The following is a 15,446-nucleotide window of genomic DNA, read 5'->3' as shown; positions in this document are numbered from 1 at the left end:
TAATCGTCTCGCGCCAGCACGATTTCATGTAGCCGAGGACGACCGTGGCCTGGGGGGCGAGCTTGATCACCTTGCCGGGCGCCACATAGTCCATGAATTCAACGCCCTGGACCTTGCCTTGCACGTCCTCGACGATGGCAACGGGCGACTGGGCTGCGGCGGACGCAGCGAGACCAAATACGCCGACTACGACACCGAGCAGCCTTTTCATGGCATCGCTCCCGAAGAGAAATTGGTTTAATTGCCTGATAAATCGAGGGAGGCTGGAAGCTTTGATCTGGATCATTCTTCGTTCTGACTGGTTTCACATTATGCGACGATGTTTGAATCAGCAAAACTAAAGCACCACGTTGCCCCGGCTGTCTACCACCGCGAGGAGGCAAAGCTCCGGGAGGCGCTGCTCAACGCGCAGTTCGACCTGAAGGAGCAACGCCGCTTTCCCGTGCTGATCCTGATCGCAGGCGTCGAGGGCGCCGGCAAGGGCGAGACGGTCAATCTCCTCAACGAGTGGATGGACCCTCGCCAGATCCATACCCATGCATTCTTCCGACCTTCCGACGAGGAAAGCGAGCGACCGCCGAACTGGCGTTTCTGGCGCGCCCTGCCTCCAAAGGGGGAAATCGGCATCTTCTTCGGTGCCTGGCATACGATGCCGATCGTACAGCGTGTCATCGGTGAGACCGGCGAAGGAGAGTTCTCAGGCGCCGTTGCCGAAATCCAGCGGCTGGAGAAGATGCTGTGCGATGAGGGCATCCTGCTCATCAAGTACTGGTTTCACTTGTCCAAGGGCCAGCAGAAGAAGCGGCTGGAGTCGCTCGAAAAGGATCCCAAGACGCGTTGGCGGGTCACCGATCTGGAATGGGACTATTTCAGGCTCTACGACCGGTTCATCAAGGTCTGCGATCCTTTCCTGCGCGAAACGTCGACCGGCGAGGCGCCCTGGATCGTGGTGCCCGGCGCCGATGCCCGTTTTCGGGCGCTGACCGTCGGCCGGCATCTGCTGGCGACCATTCGCCAGCGACTTGACGATTCACGCGGGAAGAAGCCAGCCAGGAAGGCCCTGCCGCTGCCGGTTGTCGGCGACCGGTTGAATGTGATCAGCAAGCTCGAGCTCGACCAGAAGATGTCGAAGGACGAGTACAAATTGGAGCTGGAGAAATGGCAGGGGCGGCTCAACGTCGCCTCGCGCGATCCGCGCTTCAAGAATCTCTCGGTGGTGGCGGTGTTCGAGGGTAACGACAGCGCCGGGAAAGGCGGCGCGATCCGGCGAGTTACCCAGGCGCTGGACGCGCGGTGGTACGATACAGTTTCGGTCGCCGCGCCGACCGAAGAGGAGCTTGCACAGCCCTATCTCTGGCGCTTCTGGCGCCATCTGCCGAGGCACGGCAATCTCACGATCTTCGATCGGTCCTGGTACGGCCGGGTGCTGGTCGAGCGGATCGAAGGGTTCTGCTCGGATGCAGACTGGATGCGGGCCTATGGCGAGATCAACGACTTCGAAGACGCCATGGTCAGCCACGGCACGGTGGTCGCGAAATTCTGGCTCGCAATCAGCAAGGACGAGCAGTACCGGCGCTTCAAGGAACGCGAGCAGGTCGCGTTCAAGCGTTTCAAGATCACCAAGGAAGACTGGCGCAATCGCGAGCGGTGGAATGACTATGAAGTTGCGGTCTGCGACATGGTCGACCGCACTTCGACGGCAAAGGCGCCGTGGACGCTGGTCGAAGCTAACAACAAGTATCACGCCCGGATCAAGGTGCTGAAGACTCTGTGCAGCGCCGTGGAAGAGCGGCTCGAGCAGATCCCGAAGAAGGACGGCAAGCGGAAGTGAAGCCGCAGGCGGCGGCCGCCGATGCACAAGCGGCTCGCGCCTTGCGGCCGGTCAGCCTTCTCTTCTTCCCCATTCGAGAAACAGTCCGATATCGCCGGGCAGGCCATCCGGGAATTCGACCACGCGCGCAACCAGGCTGAAGCCTTGCGGTTGCAACTCCTTTTTCCACCGCATGAAGACCTCGGCGGCGAGGCCGCGAAGTGTCGTCGGCCAGCTCGGATCGGGTGCGTTGATGGCGCGGCCGTGGTCGGTGCAGAGCTCGGACGGAAAGCGCAGCAAGAGCTGTTCCTCATCGCCCTTCTGGGCCGCAGCGCGCGCGTTTCGCAGCATGTGCTGCCAGGATGCTTCCGAAAGCCGAGCGGACATCATCTGCTCTGCCTGCTTGTGATGCGTTTCGGTGAGCTGGTGCCGCACTTCGTCGCGATGCTGTGTCTCGTGCTGTTTGAAATTGAGCGCCAAATCGCGGAACGCACCGGCCGACAATTCGGTGCTGCCGGCGTGGGCCGAGGAGATTGCGGCCGTCGGCTTCCGAATGTCTTTCATTGCACCGTGCCTTTCCAGGAGGGCAGGACCCTTGCCGATGTTCTCGGGCGACGGCTCGGGCTGAGCCGCCTGCCTGTTGGCGAATGCCCGAACCAGATCGGCGCGGCTGACGATGCCGACCATGCGGCCGCCGCTCATGACCGGTACCCGTTTGATCTTCCTCGCCGACAATAGCTCCGCGATCTCGATCGCGTCGGCGTCCTCGTCCACCGTCACGACGGGCGAGATCATCATGTCCCGCGCGGAGCGGTCCTGCGATTCCAGAAAACCGAGAAATTCCGGATTGAGTTCCTCGCCTTCGGCCAGCGCCTTGAGCCACCAATCGCGGCGGGCTTCCCGCGCCGACTCGTCGCGCGGCATCAGGTCACCCTCGCTGATCATCCCGATCGGCCTGCCTTGCTCGTCAACGACGGGCACGGCGCTGATGCTGTGCCTGGCAAGAAGCGTGGCGACGGCGCGCCTTGACGCATCCGCCGTCGTCGCCACCACGTTCCGGTTCATGATATCGCGCGCCTTCATCGGTTCTCCGTTTAGGAAGCTATCCCAGTTTGCTTGCCGATCAGTTGCCGGCTTCCTGCTTTGTCGCCAGATTGGTCACCTGCACCCGCCGATTTTCGGCGGCGAAGGGATTGGCCCGATTCTTCAGCTGCTCCTTGCCGTAGCCGGCCGATACCAGATTCTCGGAGGCAATACGGAAGTTCTGGACCAGAAAGGCCCTTACCGACTGCGACCGGCGCTCCGACAGCTGTTGGTTGTACTCCTGGCTGCCCCTGGCATCGGTGTGGCCGCTCAGCAGAAACACGCCGCCCTGCAGCGCTTGATTGGTGAGCGCGCGACCAAGATTCATCAGGTCGGGCACGGCCTTGCTGGCGATCTCGGAGGAGTTGTAGTCGAAATAGATTTCGAGATCGATGCTCGGCCGTTCCTTGGCGATCGTCGCCACCTCGGTCCGCTCGTCGACCGTCAGCGAGCGCGTCTTGGTGCGCAGGCTGTTGATGAAGGTCTGGCGTTGGGTATTCTGCTGCGCCGGCATGCCGCTCAGATTGCGGGTTACCGATTTCGGCGTGAGCGCCCGCAGGATCTGCGACTCGCTGACCGGTTCGGCCGCCTGGGCCAAACCACACGCCGCAAGCAGTGCGATTCCGCACCCAATGGTCAGTTTGCGGAGAAATCGGCCTTCGCTGCGTAAATATGTCATGGCCTTGTCCACCCTCTGCTATGGTATGAAATGTATCGGCTCGAACCGGAATCGGCTCCTTGACGGAAATCAAAGAACAGGCGGACGCCGGAGATTCTAGAGGATGCCATGAGTGGTGATAGCAGCATTGCCGAGACGCTAAAGGAAGAGGTCGCGGAGATCGCGAAGGCCGTTGCGGCTGACGTGAAGGCGATCGCGGCGGAAGTGGCGGAAGTCGCGGAAGCAGTGGCCGAAGGCACGGCCGAGCTCTGCGGCGATGGGACCAGTGAGGAAGTCGCGGCAAGTCCGCCCCCTGCAATACCGTCTCGCGCGGACGAGGTGCCCGGCACCGGCCGCGCCAACGAACAGAAATAGGATCCGCCAGCGTCGACCATTTTCTTACCGGGTCGGAAAGAAAAAGAACCTCTCTCCTTCGCGTAACCGCCCATTGAACGCCGGCCGCTGGCGCCCCTGTGTGCCATTGGTCACCTCGTCGCGGACCCGATCAAAGAACGATCGCAGGTCCAGGTTCGGCGTCGGCAGGTTCTTGAGTAATGCCCGCGTAAAGGGGCTGTTGAACTCATCGCCGTCGAGCGTGACCTCGCCGGGCTGGGTCGAATACAGCGCGACCATGTTCAAGTGCTCCGTCTTCAGGCCCGCCAATCCGCCACCGATCTCTTTCCGGCGCGCGAGGAGCTGATCCAAGGCAGTGTCGGTGGATTTGTCGAAGGTTCTCTTGCGGGCGGCGATCCGGTGCGCTTGCTGCACGAAGGGGTCGTCCCGGCAGGCATCGAGCACGATCATGTGCAGGTGCTTGGCGGGCCCGACCGCAGCAACCATCTGGTCGATGGATATCGCATGGGAGGGGGCATCTCTCAATGTGTCCATGCTCGCATCAACCGGAATGGCATAGTTGACTCCGTCAACCTCGATGCCGTGACCGGCGTAGTAGATTACCGCCCAGTCTGCGCCGGCGGCTTCGCGCGCGAACTGCTGCAACGAAGCTTCCAGCTGATTTCGATCGAGGTCTCTCCCTACCGTCACCTGGGCGAATCCGGCTTCGCTGAGGGCGGCGCCGACGCTCTCGGCATCCCGGTCAGAATTCATCAACGGCGGCACATTGGCGTAGGCGGCGTTGCCGATGACGAGTGCAATGCGTCGCCCCTGTTGCTTGCCGATCGAAGCGGAGCGGGAGAGCACGTCGATATTCGGCGGCAACGGATCGCCGGCCCTTCGCGAGAGCCGGGCGCGCAGCACTTCGAGCCGGAAAAGCGAATAGTCATAGGTGGCCTTATCCATGGGGTTGGTTCGCGTCATGTCGCCGGCCTTGCGATACTCGCTCGCCGCTTCGTCGAACCGCTTCGACCTTTCGTAGGCCAATCCGCGCTCGATCACTGCCTGGGCATAGGTCGGGAGCACGGCAAGCGCCCGGCCGTAGGCGTGCAGCGCCTTGTCCAGATCCTTCAGGTAGTCGCGCGCGAGGTTGCCGGCACGGACATGGAATTGCGCCGCCAGCATGGGCAGCGGCGAAGTTTCCGCCGCCCTGGTCCAGTCGGCAAAAGCGCGTTGCGGCTCTCCGACAACGTAGGCAAGCCTGGCGCGGCCGCTGAGGGCATACCAGGTCTGGCTGCCGCCCGCCGTTTCCGCACGGTCATAGTCGGCGAGCGCCTGTTCGAAATCGCCGTATCGGGCCCACAGAATGGCGCGGTTGATCCATGCGTTCTGATTGCCGGGGTCGAACTGGACCGCGGTATCGAGTTCGGTTCGAGCCTCGGAGAAGCGGTCCAGTCGTTCGAGAATGATCGCGCGTTGGACGTGGTGTGATGAGATTTTCGGGTCGGCGCGAATGGCTTCCGCGAGATCAGAAAGCGCATGATCGAACCGCTCCAGCACCGTGTAGATCGTCGCCCGCAGGCTGAATGGTTGCGGGGCCGGCCTGGGTGCGGCGGAGATCGACGCTGCAAGGTCATCGAGGGCGAGCTTCACTTCGCGCTGGGATGCTTCGCCCGCCGATCCGATCGGCTTCATGTCGGCAATCGCCAGTTGGCTCGCCTTGAGAAAATGATTGAGGCCCCTGAAATAGTAGGCGTGCGCGCGCTGCTCTGCCGTCGCCGACGGATCGTCCAGCACGCCGGTGCAGGCCCGGACCGTGCCGGCGATCTCGTTGTCGGTCCTGACGCGCTCGTACCGGAGCGCCACACACTCGGCATAATCGCTCTGCTGGGCGTGGGCCAGGTTCGCCGGCATGAGCATCGCCATCACGCCAAGCCAAGCGATGCAAACGGGCCGGGCGCAATTTGAGAAGGTGTTCATTAAAGACGCAGCGGTCGCTGTGGGTGCCTGGGTTCAGGTCACAGCACGCGCGGTTTGCCCGCGTTGAGGCAGGTCAACCCAAGATCGGTTTTGTGGTGTCGCGAGGTCGTCCGATGCGGTGACCACAGCCGTCGCGCCCCCGCCGTACCGCAAGTGGCAGACCTGAGCCCTTCGCTATCCTGATTCAAGCCGATTTGATGCTGTTCCGAGGTCTGGAACAAGCATCAAGCGGCGCGAGTTCATCCCGCTTCTTGCGTAATGGGAGTCATCGACCCGACACTATTTTCTTACGTTGTACGTTGTGATTCAATTAAGTTATTATCATTGCGCTGGGGCTGCCCTTAACGGGTGTTGCCATGCCACGGCTGAAACATGAAGTTGGCGCCGCAACGGACACGCTGCTTGACCGCTCTGACGGGCCAATAATCAGTCAAAGCTCCGCCCTAACAACACTGCTGCCGGCTTTGCGACTGACGCGCTGTTGCGCTTCCCAGTCTCGAAAGAGACGTGGCACCCTTCCATGGCCCTGCTCGACTCGGAAGCTCTGTTTGATGAGCATGCGTTCGAGAATGCCTTACCCATACCCGAGGTGATCGATGCGAGCAGAGGTAGGCACATCACGCTCCAGATTCACCAAACAAGCCAGTTTCTCGGGCTACATGATGCTGATGGCCATGCACTCTACACGACGGTTTGGGGTTACGGGACCGGGTTAGGAAACACCAGCTACCCCGGCCCGACAATTCTTGCCTACGAAGGGGTACCAATAACGGTCAACTGGCAGAACAAGCTGCCTCTTACGGGACACCTTCTGCCAGTTGATACCTCGCTGCATTTCGCGGACTCGTTAACTCACCCGCTGAGCAGCGGTTACGTACCTATAGTGACCCATCTTCATGGTGGGCATAACGACTCGATTTTCGACGGCTTGCCCGATCAGTGGTTCACCCAATCGGGAGGCGGGAACGGGCCGCGAGGTGTTGGCCCGGGGTTTGTCACCTCGACAATGACGTATGGCAACGACCAGCAGGCTGCCACGCTTTGGTACCATGACCATGCGCTCGGGATAACACGCCTCAACGTCTACGCGGGTCTTGCCGGGTTTTACGTGCTCGAAGACCAGAACCGACTCCACCTTGTGAAGCAGGGCGTCCTTCCAAGCGGGGACTACGACCTCGGCCTGGCGATCCAGGACCGCGCCTTCACGAGCGATGGTCAACTCTATTATCCTGCCTTAAAACCGATCCTCTTCCCGGCAGCGATATGACTGTCGGCGATGTGGTACCCCAGAAATTCTATGACACGTTCGGCGAGAATGCGCCGTCGGTCGTCCCGGAGTTCTTCGGCGATACGATCCTGGTCAACGGCATGGCGTGGCCCAAGCTGAACGTCGCCGCGGGCGATTACGAATTCCGGCTTCTCAACGGCTCCGATTCCCGCTTCTACGTGCTCGAGGTCAGCAATCCAGACGTTGCGGTGCACCTCGTCGGGACGGAAGGCGGGCTTCTCCCTCAGGCCGTGACTATCAGCGATGGCGACGGCATTCAGGAAAGCAACGAATTCCTTGTTCTCGCGCCTGGCGACCGCGTCGAACTCGTGTTCGATTTCAGCAAGCTTGACAACGGTGATCCCGTGAACCTGCTTAACGTTGGTCCGAAATTCGACCCATTCAAGGGGGTCTCGTCTGAGGGCCTTTTGTTCGGGGATGCAGAGTCGGCTGGCGCGAACGATCCCGTCGGCAACATCATGCAATTCGCTGTCGACACTGAGATCAAACCGTTTGACGCGAAGGTTCAGGACGGAACCGTCCTGGTGAAGGACTTCGTGAGCCTCACGCAGGACGCCAACCACGATGATGTTGCCGATATCGCGACGAATGTTCGGAAGGTCGGATTGTTTGAGGGCGTCGATGGGTATGACCGCGTCACCCCGATGCTTGGCAAGGCTGAAGCCGGTACGGTCATCACCGACAAGATGTCGTCCGGTGATTTTGGCCCGCTAGCATGGGAGGCGCCAACGACCGAAAAGCCGCTCCTTGGCTCAACTGAGCAGTGGGAAATGTTCAACTTCTCGGAGGATAGCCATCCGATCCATCTGCACCTGACGCAATATCAGGTACTGGGGAAGTGGCACATCGACTTCCTTGATCAGGATGACAATGGCATCCCCGACGATACGAACGCGGATGGGCTGATTACTTACGTAACGGGTCATCCCCGGACTATCTGGTCGCGGACATCTGGATCGGCGACAAAATCGCTCTGCGACCTGAAGAGACTGGATGGCAGGACACCGTCTCTGTGGACCCGCAGCAGATGATGGCGCTTGTCGCGACCTTTGATAAGCCGGGCGACTACGTCTGGCACTGCCATATCCTCTCGCATGAGGACAACGAAATGATGCGGCCGTACACGGTAGTCAGCGATCCCGGCCTGTTCACGTAGTCACTCGGTTGGCTTCTTTTTGATAATCAAAATCGGCCGACATGGGTCAGCAGCGTCCGCAGTTTCTGATTGCGCAGCGTCTTATGCACTCGACGACAACGTCCCGCCCGCATCATCTGCGCCATACCGCGCATCGTTGCGGTCGGTCTTGTTGATCTGCCTGTAACACCGTTCGCATGTGCCGCGCCTCGACACAGATCACCGCCATGGACCTCGTGTCACCGTCGCAGCCCCCATCTTCTTCAGGTCCGGCAACTGGAGGGCGAGCCGTAGCCCTCTTTAGAAATCATTAACTGTCGAAAGCCACGCGGCCTCGGCGTCATGGTCTCGCCCAAGAGTTGGCGCCAAATGTTAGCACTCTTGATGCGAGTATTTTTCCATGTCCAAAGACGGCAAATATGCTGCCTGGTTCAGAACGAAGTATGGCCAAGGCACTGGTATCGTCTACCTGAAGAACGGCGAGATCTCGGGTGGCGATGGATTCTTTACCTATGCCGGCTCCTACGAGATCGACCAAGAACGATTTACCGCAACGTTGACGACCAAACGGCACGCCGACGGCCCGTCGACCGTGTTCGGTCTCGACGAGGTCGAGGTCACGCTGACGGGGCAGGTCAAGGGCGCCATCGCGACCTGCACCGGAAGCGCCAAGCAGGCCCCCGGCGTCGTCTTCGAAGCGACGCTGATCCCAAGCCAGGATGACAAGCCTGCGTTCGATCTCAAGCACACCGTGCTCAAGCTGAACCCCGACAAGCTGCCAAAAGGCCTCGACTTCCGGTCGCGCACCCGCAATCCGTTCGGCTTATGAGCCGATCGACGCCTGCGCGCGGGCCTGCAGATTTCCGTTTGGACTCGAAAGTGCGTCTCTGCCGTCCGCCCGCGCGAATGTTCGCAACAGCGTCGACCCGTCAAACGTCGCTTCAGGCCAGGCCAACAGCGGTATTTGAGAACGGCGGGGTTTGACCGATCCTGCGTGCAAAGACCAGCTTCCGGGCAGTCCGACTGGTGCAGAAGGGGACGAGAAACACGAAACTGCCAGTCCGAGAAAACGTTTGCTGGAACAACCATTCCGTGTGAGCCAGTGCAGGACTTAAGTCTTTGTTAACCATGCCCGGCCGATCCTGTCGGCGGGTCACTTCAGACCGAAAGACGGACATGTTTCAGCTGTTCTTGCGGGCTCGCGCACACAACCTCCTTCACGAGCGTTCCCACGAGCGCTCCGGTGAGAAGGGCTTCAAGGCTCGCGCGACTGAACGCGATGCGGAAACGGATCGCGTGCGCATCGGCTCGGTCTTCACCGCCATCGAGACGGCTCTCCAGGATGCAGAGCGGGAGCAGGCGGGCCTGACCAAGCGCGTGGATGATGCGCTTGCGCGCTCCGCGGTCACCTTCGGTAACGGAACGGACGAATACCTGGATCGGGAGCCGCTAGACAACTACCACCAGGATCTGTTTGCGGCCGACATCTCCAACGGCCAGCGGCGGCTCAAGGAACTGGCCAACACGATTTCCCATTTGAAGTTCGTCAAGGCCGCGTTGCTGACCCGCTTCCCGGATTTCAAGCCGCCCCCCGGCTGACCGGTCGCATCGGGGGTACCTGCAGCGAATCGCAGTGGTGCTGATGCGGGGGGCGTTTCCCGGGCTCGAGAGGCGCCCGCTATTTCGAGACGCTGCGCCTGGTCTCTGCCAGATCACTGGCGACCATTTCTTTCACCAGTTGCGCAAAACTGGTTTTGGGCTTCCAGCCGAGCTTTTGCCGCGCTTTGCTCGCGTCGCCAATCAAGAGGTCGACTTCGGTCGGACGGAAGTACGTCGGATCGATGCGAACCAGGACCTTGCCGCTCCGCTTGTCGATGCCAGTCTCGTCCACACCCTTACCGCGCCATTCGATGCTGCGGCCGACTTCGTTGAAGGCTAGCTCGACCAATTCCCGCACCGAATGCGTCTCGCCGGTCGCCAGCACAAAGTCCTCCGGTTTGTCCGCCTGCAGGATCAGGTGCATGCCTTCGACATAATCCCGCGCATGGCCCCAGTCGCGCTTGGCTTCGAGATTTCCCAGATAGATTGTTTCGTCCATACCCAGTTCGATGCGCGCGACGCCGCGCGTGATCTTGCGTGTCACGAAGGTCTCGCCGCGGATCGGGCTCTCGTGATTGAAGAGAATTCCGTTCGAGGCGAACATGCCGTAGGCTTCACGGTAGTTCACCGTGATCCAGTATCCGTACAGTTTGGCGACACCGTAAGGCGAGCGCGGATAGAATGGCGTCGTCTCCTTTTGCGGGATTTCCTGCACCAGGCCATAGAGCTCGGAAGTCGATGCCTGGTAGAAGCGCGTCTCTTTCTCCATGCCCAAAATGCGTATGGCCTCCAGTAATCGAAGAACCCCGATAGCGTCAGCGTTGGCGGTATATTCAGCAGTTTCGAAGCTGACTTGGACGTGGCTTTGGGCGGCCAGGTTGTAGATTTCGGTCGGCCGAATCTGTTGCACCAGGCGAATGAGATTGGTCGAGTCCGTCATGTCCCCGTAATGCATGAGAAACGGCACATTCCCGACATGCGGATCCTGATAGAGGTGATCGACGCGCGCGGTGTTGAAGGAGGACGAACGCCGCTTGATGCCGTGCACGGTATAGCCGAGCCTGAGCAGGTATTCGGCAAGATAGGCGCCGTCCTGACCGGTAACCCCTGTGATCAACGCGACGCGGCGCTTCGAATTTTCAACCGCCATGACTTCTCCAGTACGTGGGGCCCGAGGTGAGTTCCCGAGCCGGGAATGGGCATCTAGCACACAATTCGTGCTTGCGCAGACCCTGCGTTAGCCGCCCGGCCCCAGTGTTGCCGTACCTGGCCTCGAACGCCGGGATCGGGTAGCGTCTCTTCCATCAGCCGGCGGCGGGTGGCTCAATCCGCCGCCGACGGGAAGGGGCCCGCCACCGCTCATTCTGCTTGCGGCCGCTGTTCCGGGCCTGTCTGGAATTTTTCGCGCGACGGATAAACCCACCTCTCCCGCGCGCGCCCGCGCCTTCATCACGGCGTCGTGCCGCAGGGAACCCCATCGACCAGCCTTGCGGCGTTTGCTAGGGAATGGGCAGAACGATCCGTCCAGGGAAGGGAATAGACCATGCGTGAGGCTGTCATCGTTTCATATGCTCGCACCGGGCTCGCCAAATCGGGGCGCGGTGGCTTCAATATCACGCCGCCGATGACCATGGCGGCGCACGCGATCAAGCACGCCGTTGAGCGCGCCGGCGTCGACAAGGACTATGTCGAGGACTGCTATCTCGGCAATTGTGCCCACGGCGCCCGCAATATCGGCCGCGAGGCGGCGCTACTTGCAGGCATGCCCAAGACCACCGGCGGCGTTTCCGTCAACCGCTTCTGCTCCTCGGGCTTGCAGACGATTGCCATGGCGGCGAACAGCATCCGCTCGGACGGCTCCGACTGTATCGTTGCCGGCGGTGTCGAGAGCATCTCCGTTCCCCAAGGCGGGATGCCGAAGGAAGCCCAGGATGCGGAACTCCTGAAATACGCTCCGGATATTTACATGGCCATGATCGATACGGCCGACATCGTTGCCCAGCGCTACAATATCAGCCGCCAATACCAGGACGAATTCTCGCTGGAATCGCAGCGCCGTATGGCCGCAGCCCAGCAGGCCGGCAAGTTCAAGGACGAAATCGTCCCCGTGAAGACGAAGATGAAGGTCGTCAACAAGGAGACGAAGGAGGAAAGCATCGTCGACTACACGGTGACGCGGGACGAGTGCAACCGTCCCGACACGACGATGGAAGGTCTCGCCAAGCTCGAGCCGGTCAAGGGCCCGGGCAAGTACGTCACCGCTGGCAACGCCAGCCAGCTCTCGGACGGTGCGGCCGCTGTCGTGCTGATGGAAGCCAAGGATGCCGAAAGGCGCGGCCTTGAACCGTTGGGACGCTTCGTGTCGTGGGCCAGTGCCGGTTGCGAGCCGGACGAAATGGGCATCGGCCCGGTTTTCGCCATTCCGAAGCTCCTCAAGCGCCAGGGGCTGAAGATCGATGATATCGATCTGTGGGAGCTCAACGAGGCGTTCGCCAGCCAGTGTCTCTATTGCCGCGACAAACTCGGGATCGATCCGGCGAAGTACAACGTCAATGGCGGGTCCATCGCCATCGGTCATCCCTTCGGCATGACCGGCGCCCGCCTGACCGGTCACATCCTGCAGGAAGGCCGTCGCCGCAAGGCAAAATGGGGCGTCGTCACCATGTGCATCGGCGGTGGTCAGGGCGGCGCGGGGCTGTTCGAGATCTACAGCTGAGGACCAAGCCGCAAATCATACCGCCGGGTTCATTTTGAAACTGCCGGCCGCCGCATGACTATTACGACGTGAACCGACCGATACGCCGGGTTTCCGGCGCATCGGAACGCGAGAGGCGGGCCAGCAGCCGGAACGGCTAGCCGCAGTTTTGTTCGCGGCTGGCTCCCGCTTCCGACGGTTCGACCGCGGCCTTCCGTCAAGCTCGATCGGGTGATGGGCTGCGGCCGTGATGCTCTGCCGCGCCGTTTCGACAGGGCGCTCGTTGGTTTGCGCCGCGAGCTTTGAGTAGGATCAAACGCGCGACTTTCCTTATCAGCGTACATGTAAGAGCAAGAGCATCGCTCATCCGAGAATGCCGGGTCCGCACATGCCTGACTTTCGGTACTGTTGTACAGCCGCCAGGGGAGCTTCATTCCGCACGACCCTGCTTGCCGTTCTGTTTGCCACAATCGGTGCCTTCGCCGTCCTTGCGGACGAAGGGACTGACTGCAACGCCGCAGACGCCCGGCCGGACATCGGAATTTCGGCCTGCAGCGCCATCATCAGCGGCGGCAAGGTGAGCGGCCATGACCTCGCGGTGGTGTACCGTAATCGCGGCGCGGGTCATTTCCGCAAGAACGAGAACGATGATGCGTTTGCCGACTTCGATCGCGCCATCGCGCTCGATCCCAACTTTGCGCTGGCCTATCGAGGGCGGGGTACGATCTTTGAGATCAAGGGCGACCTCGACCGCGCGCTTGCCGATCTGAACGAGGCCGTCCGGCTCGATCCGAGCGCCGCCATCGCCTACCACAACCGGGGTGTGGCCTTCAGAAAGAAGGGCGACCTCGATCGCGCGATATCGGATTTCAACTCGGCGATTGCCCTCGACGTCAATTATGCCAATGCCTATTTCAGTCGCGGCTATACTTGGGAGATGAAGAACGACATCGATGGCGCCATCGCCGACTATTCGAGGGCCATCGAGCTCAACCCGAAGGACGCGCGTTCGTACAACAACCGCGGCAATCTGTTTCGGCGCAGGAACAACCCTGATCGCGCGATGGCCGATTTGACCAGCGCCATCCAGGCGGATCCCAAGTTTGCCCTCGCGTACCGGAATCGCGGAAACATTTTCGAATCGAAAGGCGATCTCGACCATGCGCTCGCCGATTACAGCGACGCGATCCGCCTCAATCCGAAGGACGTCTACGTTCTCAACAGCCGCGGCAATGTCTTTCAGCGCAAGAACGATTTCGATCATGCGATCGCGGACGCAACCAGCGCGATCCAGCTGGATGCGAAGTTCTCCAGTGCGTACCGCACCCGAGCCTTAACCTACATCCGCAAGGGTGACTTCGACTCGGCGATTGCTGATTACAGCATCCTGATCGGCCTCAATCCGTCGGACCCCCACGCCTATATGGGGCGCGGCAATGCCTGGCACGGCAAGCATGACACCGACAAGGCATTGTCGGACTATGCGGCTGCGATCCGCATTGACCCGAACAACGCCGCTGTGCGCCGGGGACGGGCAAAGATCTTCGACGACAAGAATGATTACGAGAAGGCGATCGCCGATTATAGCGAGGCCATCCGGCTCGATCCCGCCGAGGGCTCCGCGCTGTTCGGCCGGGCCCGCATGCTTTCGGGCAAGGGCGAGGTCGACCGCGCGATCACGGACTATTCCAGCTATATCAGGATGAAGCCGACAGATCAGTTCGCCTATAACAATCGCGGCATCCTGTTCAGCAGGAAAGGTGATCGGGATCGCGCCATAGCCGATTTCAGTGAAGCCATCCGACTCGACCCGAGCTATGGCGGCGCCTTTGCGCATCGCGGCCTCGCCTATGAGAGCAAGCGTGATATCGATCGGGCGCGATCGGACTTCCAGACTGCGCTGAGCCTGCCGATCAAGTACGGAACCGGCAAATGGGGCCATGACACGGCGCAGGCGCGCTTGGCGGTCCTGACGGCCGCGCCCGCCGCGCCGGTGCCGAGACCGGCGCCCGTCGCCAAATCGGTACCTACGAGGCCGGCGACGTCGGCTGCAACGGCTTCGCCGACTCCCCAGACCACGCTGCCCAAGATCGTTGCCCCAGCGACGGTGGTCGGTTCAAAGCTTGCCTTGGTGATCGGCAACGGCGCCTATCGAAATGCGCCGGCGCTGCCCAACCCGTCAAATGACGCGCGCGCCGTGGCCGAGGCGCTCAAAAAGGATGGCTTTGCGGTGATCGAGGCGACGGACCTCGACCGTGCCGCCATGGAGCGCGCGCTGCTCGACTTCCTCCAGAAAGCGCCCGCGGCGAAGTTGCGCCTGCTGTTCTACGCCGGGCACGGCATCCAGGTTGACGGCAACAACTACCTCGTGCCGGTCGACGCCATCGTTTCCAGCAAGAGCTCGGCGATATTCGAACTGGTGGACATCGACCGCATCCTCAAGGGGCTCGACGACGAAGCCCGAGCCAATGTGATCATCCTTGATGCCTGCCGCGATAATCCGTTCGAGGCGCATCTGTCATCGGGCCGGTCGATCGCCAGGGGGGCCGGTCTGACCGGCTACGCAACGGTCGGCAGCGGCACGCTGATTGCGTTCGCCACCGCGCCGGGGACCACGGCTGAGGACGGCACCGGCAATCACAGCCCGTTCACCGCCGCTCTGCTCAGGCATATCGGCACGCCCAAGCTGGAAGTGAACCAGATGCTCACCCGCGTCCGCATCGATGTCGCTGGAGCCACCGGGAAACGACAGATTCCGTGGGTGAACTCGTCGCTGCTTGGCGAGGTGTTCTTGAACTAGCAGGTCGGCGCACATGGCTCGAGCGGGTGTGCTATGAAGAGATCGGATGAGGAACGCCGAAACTC

13 protein-coding genes and 1 pseudogene are annotated in these 15,446 nt (G+C 61.2%); 9 read left to right on the top strand and 5 right to left on the bottom strand.

Going from position 1 to position 15,446, the window contains the following annotated elements; all coding sequences use genetic code 11:
- Nucleotides 1-211 (bottom strand): annotated as a pseudogene (locus HY852_RS05015) (hypothetical protein); the annotation flags it as partial.
- A 108-nt stretch (nt 212-319) separates the two neighbouring features.
- Here HY852_RS05015 and pap point away from each other — a divergent pair.
- A complete protein-coding gene (gene pap, locus HY852_RS05010) occupies nt 320-1,831 on the top strand; it encodes a polyphosphate:AMP phosphotransferase (protein WP_291603048.1) in 1,512 nt (503 codons plus the stop codon).
- 51 nt (nt 1,832-1,882) lie between these two features.
- Here the strand turns inward: pap and HY852_RS05005 are convergent, their stop codons facing one another.
- Both HY852_RS05005 and HY852_RS05000 read right to left on the bottom strand, forming a co-directional pair.
- On the bottom strand, nt 1,883-2,893 hold the full coding sequence (locus HY852_RS05005) for a CBS domain-containing protein (RefSeq protein ID WP_291603047.1): 1,011 nt from the start codon (nt 2,891-2,893) through the stop codon (nt 1,883-1,885).
- Nucleotides 2,894-2,933: 40 nt separating this feature from the next.
- Nucleotides 2,934-3,572, bottom strand: a complete 639-nt coding sequence (locus HY852_RS05000) for an OmpA family protein (protein ID WP_291603046.1) — start codon at nt 3,570-3,572, stop codon at nt 2,934-2,936.
- Nucleotides 3,573-3,680: 108 nt separating this feature from the next.
- Here HY852_RS05000 and HY852_RS04995 point away from each other — a divergent pair, with 108 nt between their 5' ends.
- The gene (locus HY852_RS04995) at nt 3,681-3,926 is read left to right on the top strand and encodes a hypothetical protein (RefSeq protein ID WP_291603044.1); all 246 of its coding nucleotides are present in this window, start codon (nt 3,681-3,683) and stop codon (nt 3,924-3,926) included.
- A gap of 24 nt (nt 3,927-3,950) precedes the next feature.
- Here HY852_RS04995 and HY852_RS04990 read toward each other — a convergent pair whose 3' ends face one another.
- Nucleotides 3,951-5,537, bottom strand: a complete 1,587-nt coding sequence (locus tag HY852_RS04990) for a caspase family protein (RefSeq protein ID WP_291603043.1) — start codon at nt 5,535-5,537, stop codon at nt 3,951-3,953.
- 847 nt (nt 5,538-6,384) lie between these two features.
- On the opposite strand from HY852_RS04990, the gene HY852_RS04985 reads away from it, so the two are divergent.
- The 5 genes from HY852_RS04985 (at nt 6,385) to HY852_RS04965 (ending at nt 9,886) form a co-directional block, all read left to right on the top strand.
- Complete coding sequence (locus tag HY852_RS04985) at nt 6,385-7,131, top strand: multicopper oxidase domain-containing protein (protein ID WP_291603042.1); 747 nt, start codon at nt 6,385-6,387, stop codon at nt 7,129-7,131.
- Nucleotides 7,128-8,183 carry a multicopper oxidase domain-containing protein gene (locus HY852_RS04980; protein ID WP_291603040.1) on the top strand — a complete coding sequence of 352 codons (1,056 nt, stop codon included), beginning with the start codon at nt 7,128-7,130 and terminating at the stop codon, nt 8,181-8,183. Before HY852_RS04985 ends, HY852_RS04980 begins: the two co-directional genes overlap by 4 nt.
- Complete coding sequence (locus HY852_RS04975; protein ID WP_291603039.1) at nt 8,180-8,308, top strand: multicopper oxidase domain-containing protein; 129 nt, start codon at nt 8,180-8,182, stop codon at nt 8,306-8,308. Before HY852_RS04980 ends, HY852_RS04975 begins: the two co-directional genes overlap by 4 nt.
- 379 nt (nt 8,309-8,687) lie before the next feature.
- Complete coding sequence (locus HY852_RS04970) at nt 8,688-9,116, top strand: hypothetical protein (protein ID WP_291603038.1); 429 nt, start codon at nt 8,688-8,690, stop codon at nt 9,114-9,116.
- A gap of 347 nt (nt 9,117-9,463) precedes the next feature.
- Nucleotides 9,464-9,886: a hypothetical protein gene (locus tag HY852_RS04965; RefSeq protein ID WP_291603037.1), complete on the top strand. Its 423-nt coding sequence runs from the start codon at nt 9,464-9,466 to the stop codon at nt 9,884-9,886.
- A 79-nt stretch (nt 9,887-9,965) separates the two neighbouring features.
- Here HY852_RS04965 and gmd read toward each other — a convergent pair whose 3' ends face one another.
- Nucleotides 9,966-11,036, bottom strand: coding sequence for a GDP-mannose 4,6-dehydratase (gene gmd, locus HY852_RS04960; protein WP_291603036.1), 1,071 nt, complete (start codon nt 11,034-11,036; stop codon nt 9,966-9,968).
- Nucleotides 11,037-11,429: 393 nt separating this feature from the next.
- Between gmd and HY852_RS04955 the strand changes: the two genes are divergently transcribed.
- Together HY852_RS04955 and HY852_RS04950 are read left to right on the top strand one after the other, a co-directional pair.
- Nucleotides 11,430-12,602 carry an acetyl-CoA C-acyltransferase gene (locus HY852_RS04955; RefSeq protein ID WP_291603035.1) on the top strand — a complete coding sequence of 391 codons (1,173 nt, stop codon included), beginning with the start codon at nt 11,430-11,432 and terminating at the stop codon, nt 12,600-12,602.
- A 367-nt stretch (nt 12,603-12,969) separates the two neighbouring features.
- Nucleotides 12,970-15,381: a tetratricopeptide repeat protein gene (locus HY852_RS04950; RefSeq protein WP_291603034.1), complete on the top strand. Its 2,412-nt coding sequence runs from the start codon at nt 12,970-12,972 to the stop codon at nt 15,379-15,381.
- Nucleotides 15,382-15,446: the final 65 nt, after the last annotated feature.

The sequence above is a fragment of the Bradyrhizobium sp. genome (assembly GCF_016213215.1).
In the GTDB taxonomy this organism is placed as follows: domain Bacteria; phylum Pseudomonadota; class Alphaproteobacteria; order Rhizobiales; family Xanthobacteraceae; genus Bradyrhizobium.
The sequence above is the reverse complement of the archived record's forward strand: the minus strand, read 5'-3'. Positions and strand labels throughout refer to the sequence as shown.

What these genes read in the sequence shown, in the direction of transcription:
- HY852_RS04970 (WP_291603038.1), top strand. Translation starts at nt 8,688, where the DNA reads ATGTCCAAAGACGGCAAATATGCTGCCTGGTTCAGAACGAAGTATGGC.
- HY852_RS04955 (WP_291603035.1), top strand. Translation starts at nt 11,430, where the DNA reads ATGCGTGAGGCTGTCATCGTTTCATATGCTCGCACCGGGCTCGCCAAA.
- HY852_RS04995 (WP_291603044.1), top strand. Translation starts at nt 3,681, where the DNA reads ATGAGTGGTGATAGCAGCATTGCCGAGACGCTAAAGGAAGAGGTCGCG.
- HY852_RS04975 (WP_291603039.1), top strand. Translation starts at nt 8,180, where the DNA reads ATGATGGCGCTTGTCGCGACCTTTGATAAGCCGGGCGACTACGTCTGG.
- HY852_RS05005 (WP_291603047.1), bottom strand. Translation starts at nt 2,893, where the DNA reads ATGAAGGCGCGCGATATCATGAACCGGAACGTGGTGGCGACGACGGCG.
- pap (WP_291603048.1), top strand. Translation starts at nt 320, where the DNA reads ATGTTTGAATCAGCAAAACTAAAGCACCACGTTGCCCCGGCTGTCTAC.
- HY852_RS04985 (WP_291603042.1), top strand. Translation starts at nt 6,385, where the DNA reads ATGGCCCTGCTCGACTCGGAAGCTCTGTTTGATGAGCATGCGTTCGAG.
- HY852_RS04980 (WP_291603040.1), top strand. Translation starts at nt 7,128, where the DNA reads ATGACTGTCGGCGATGTGGTACCCCAGAAATTCTATGACACGTTCGGC.
- HY852_RS05000 (WP_291603046.1), bottom strand. Translation starts at nt 3,572, where the DNA reads ATGACATATTTACGCAGCGAAGGCCGATTTCTCCGCAAACTGACCATT.
- HY852_RS04950 (WP_291603034.1), top strand. Translation starts at nt 12,970, where the DNA reads ATGCCTGACTTTCGGTACTGTTGTACAGCCGCCAGGGGAGCTTCATTC.
- HY852_RS04965 (WP_291603037.1), top strand. Translation starts at nt 9,464, where the DNA reads ATGTTTCAGCTGTTCTTGCGGGCTCGCGCACACAACCTCCTTCACGAG.
- gmd (WP_291603036.1), bottom strand. Translation starts at nt 11,036, where the DNA reads ATGGCGGTTGAAAATTCGAAGCGCCGCGTCGCGTTGATCACAGGGGTT.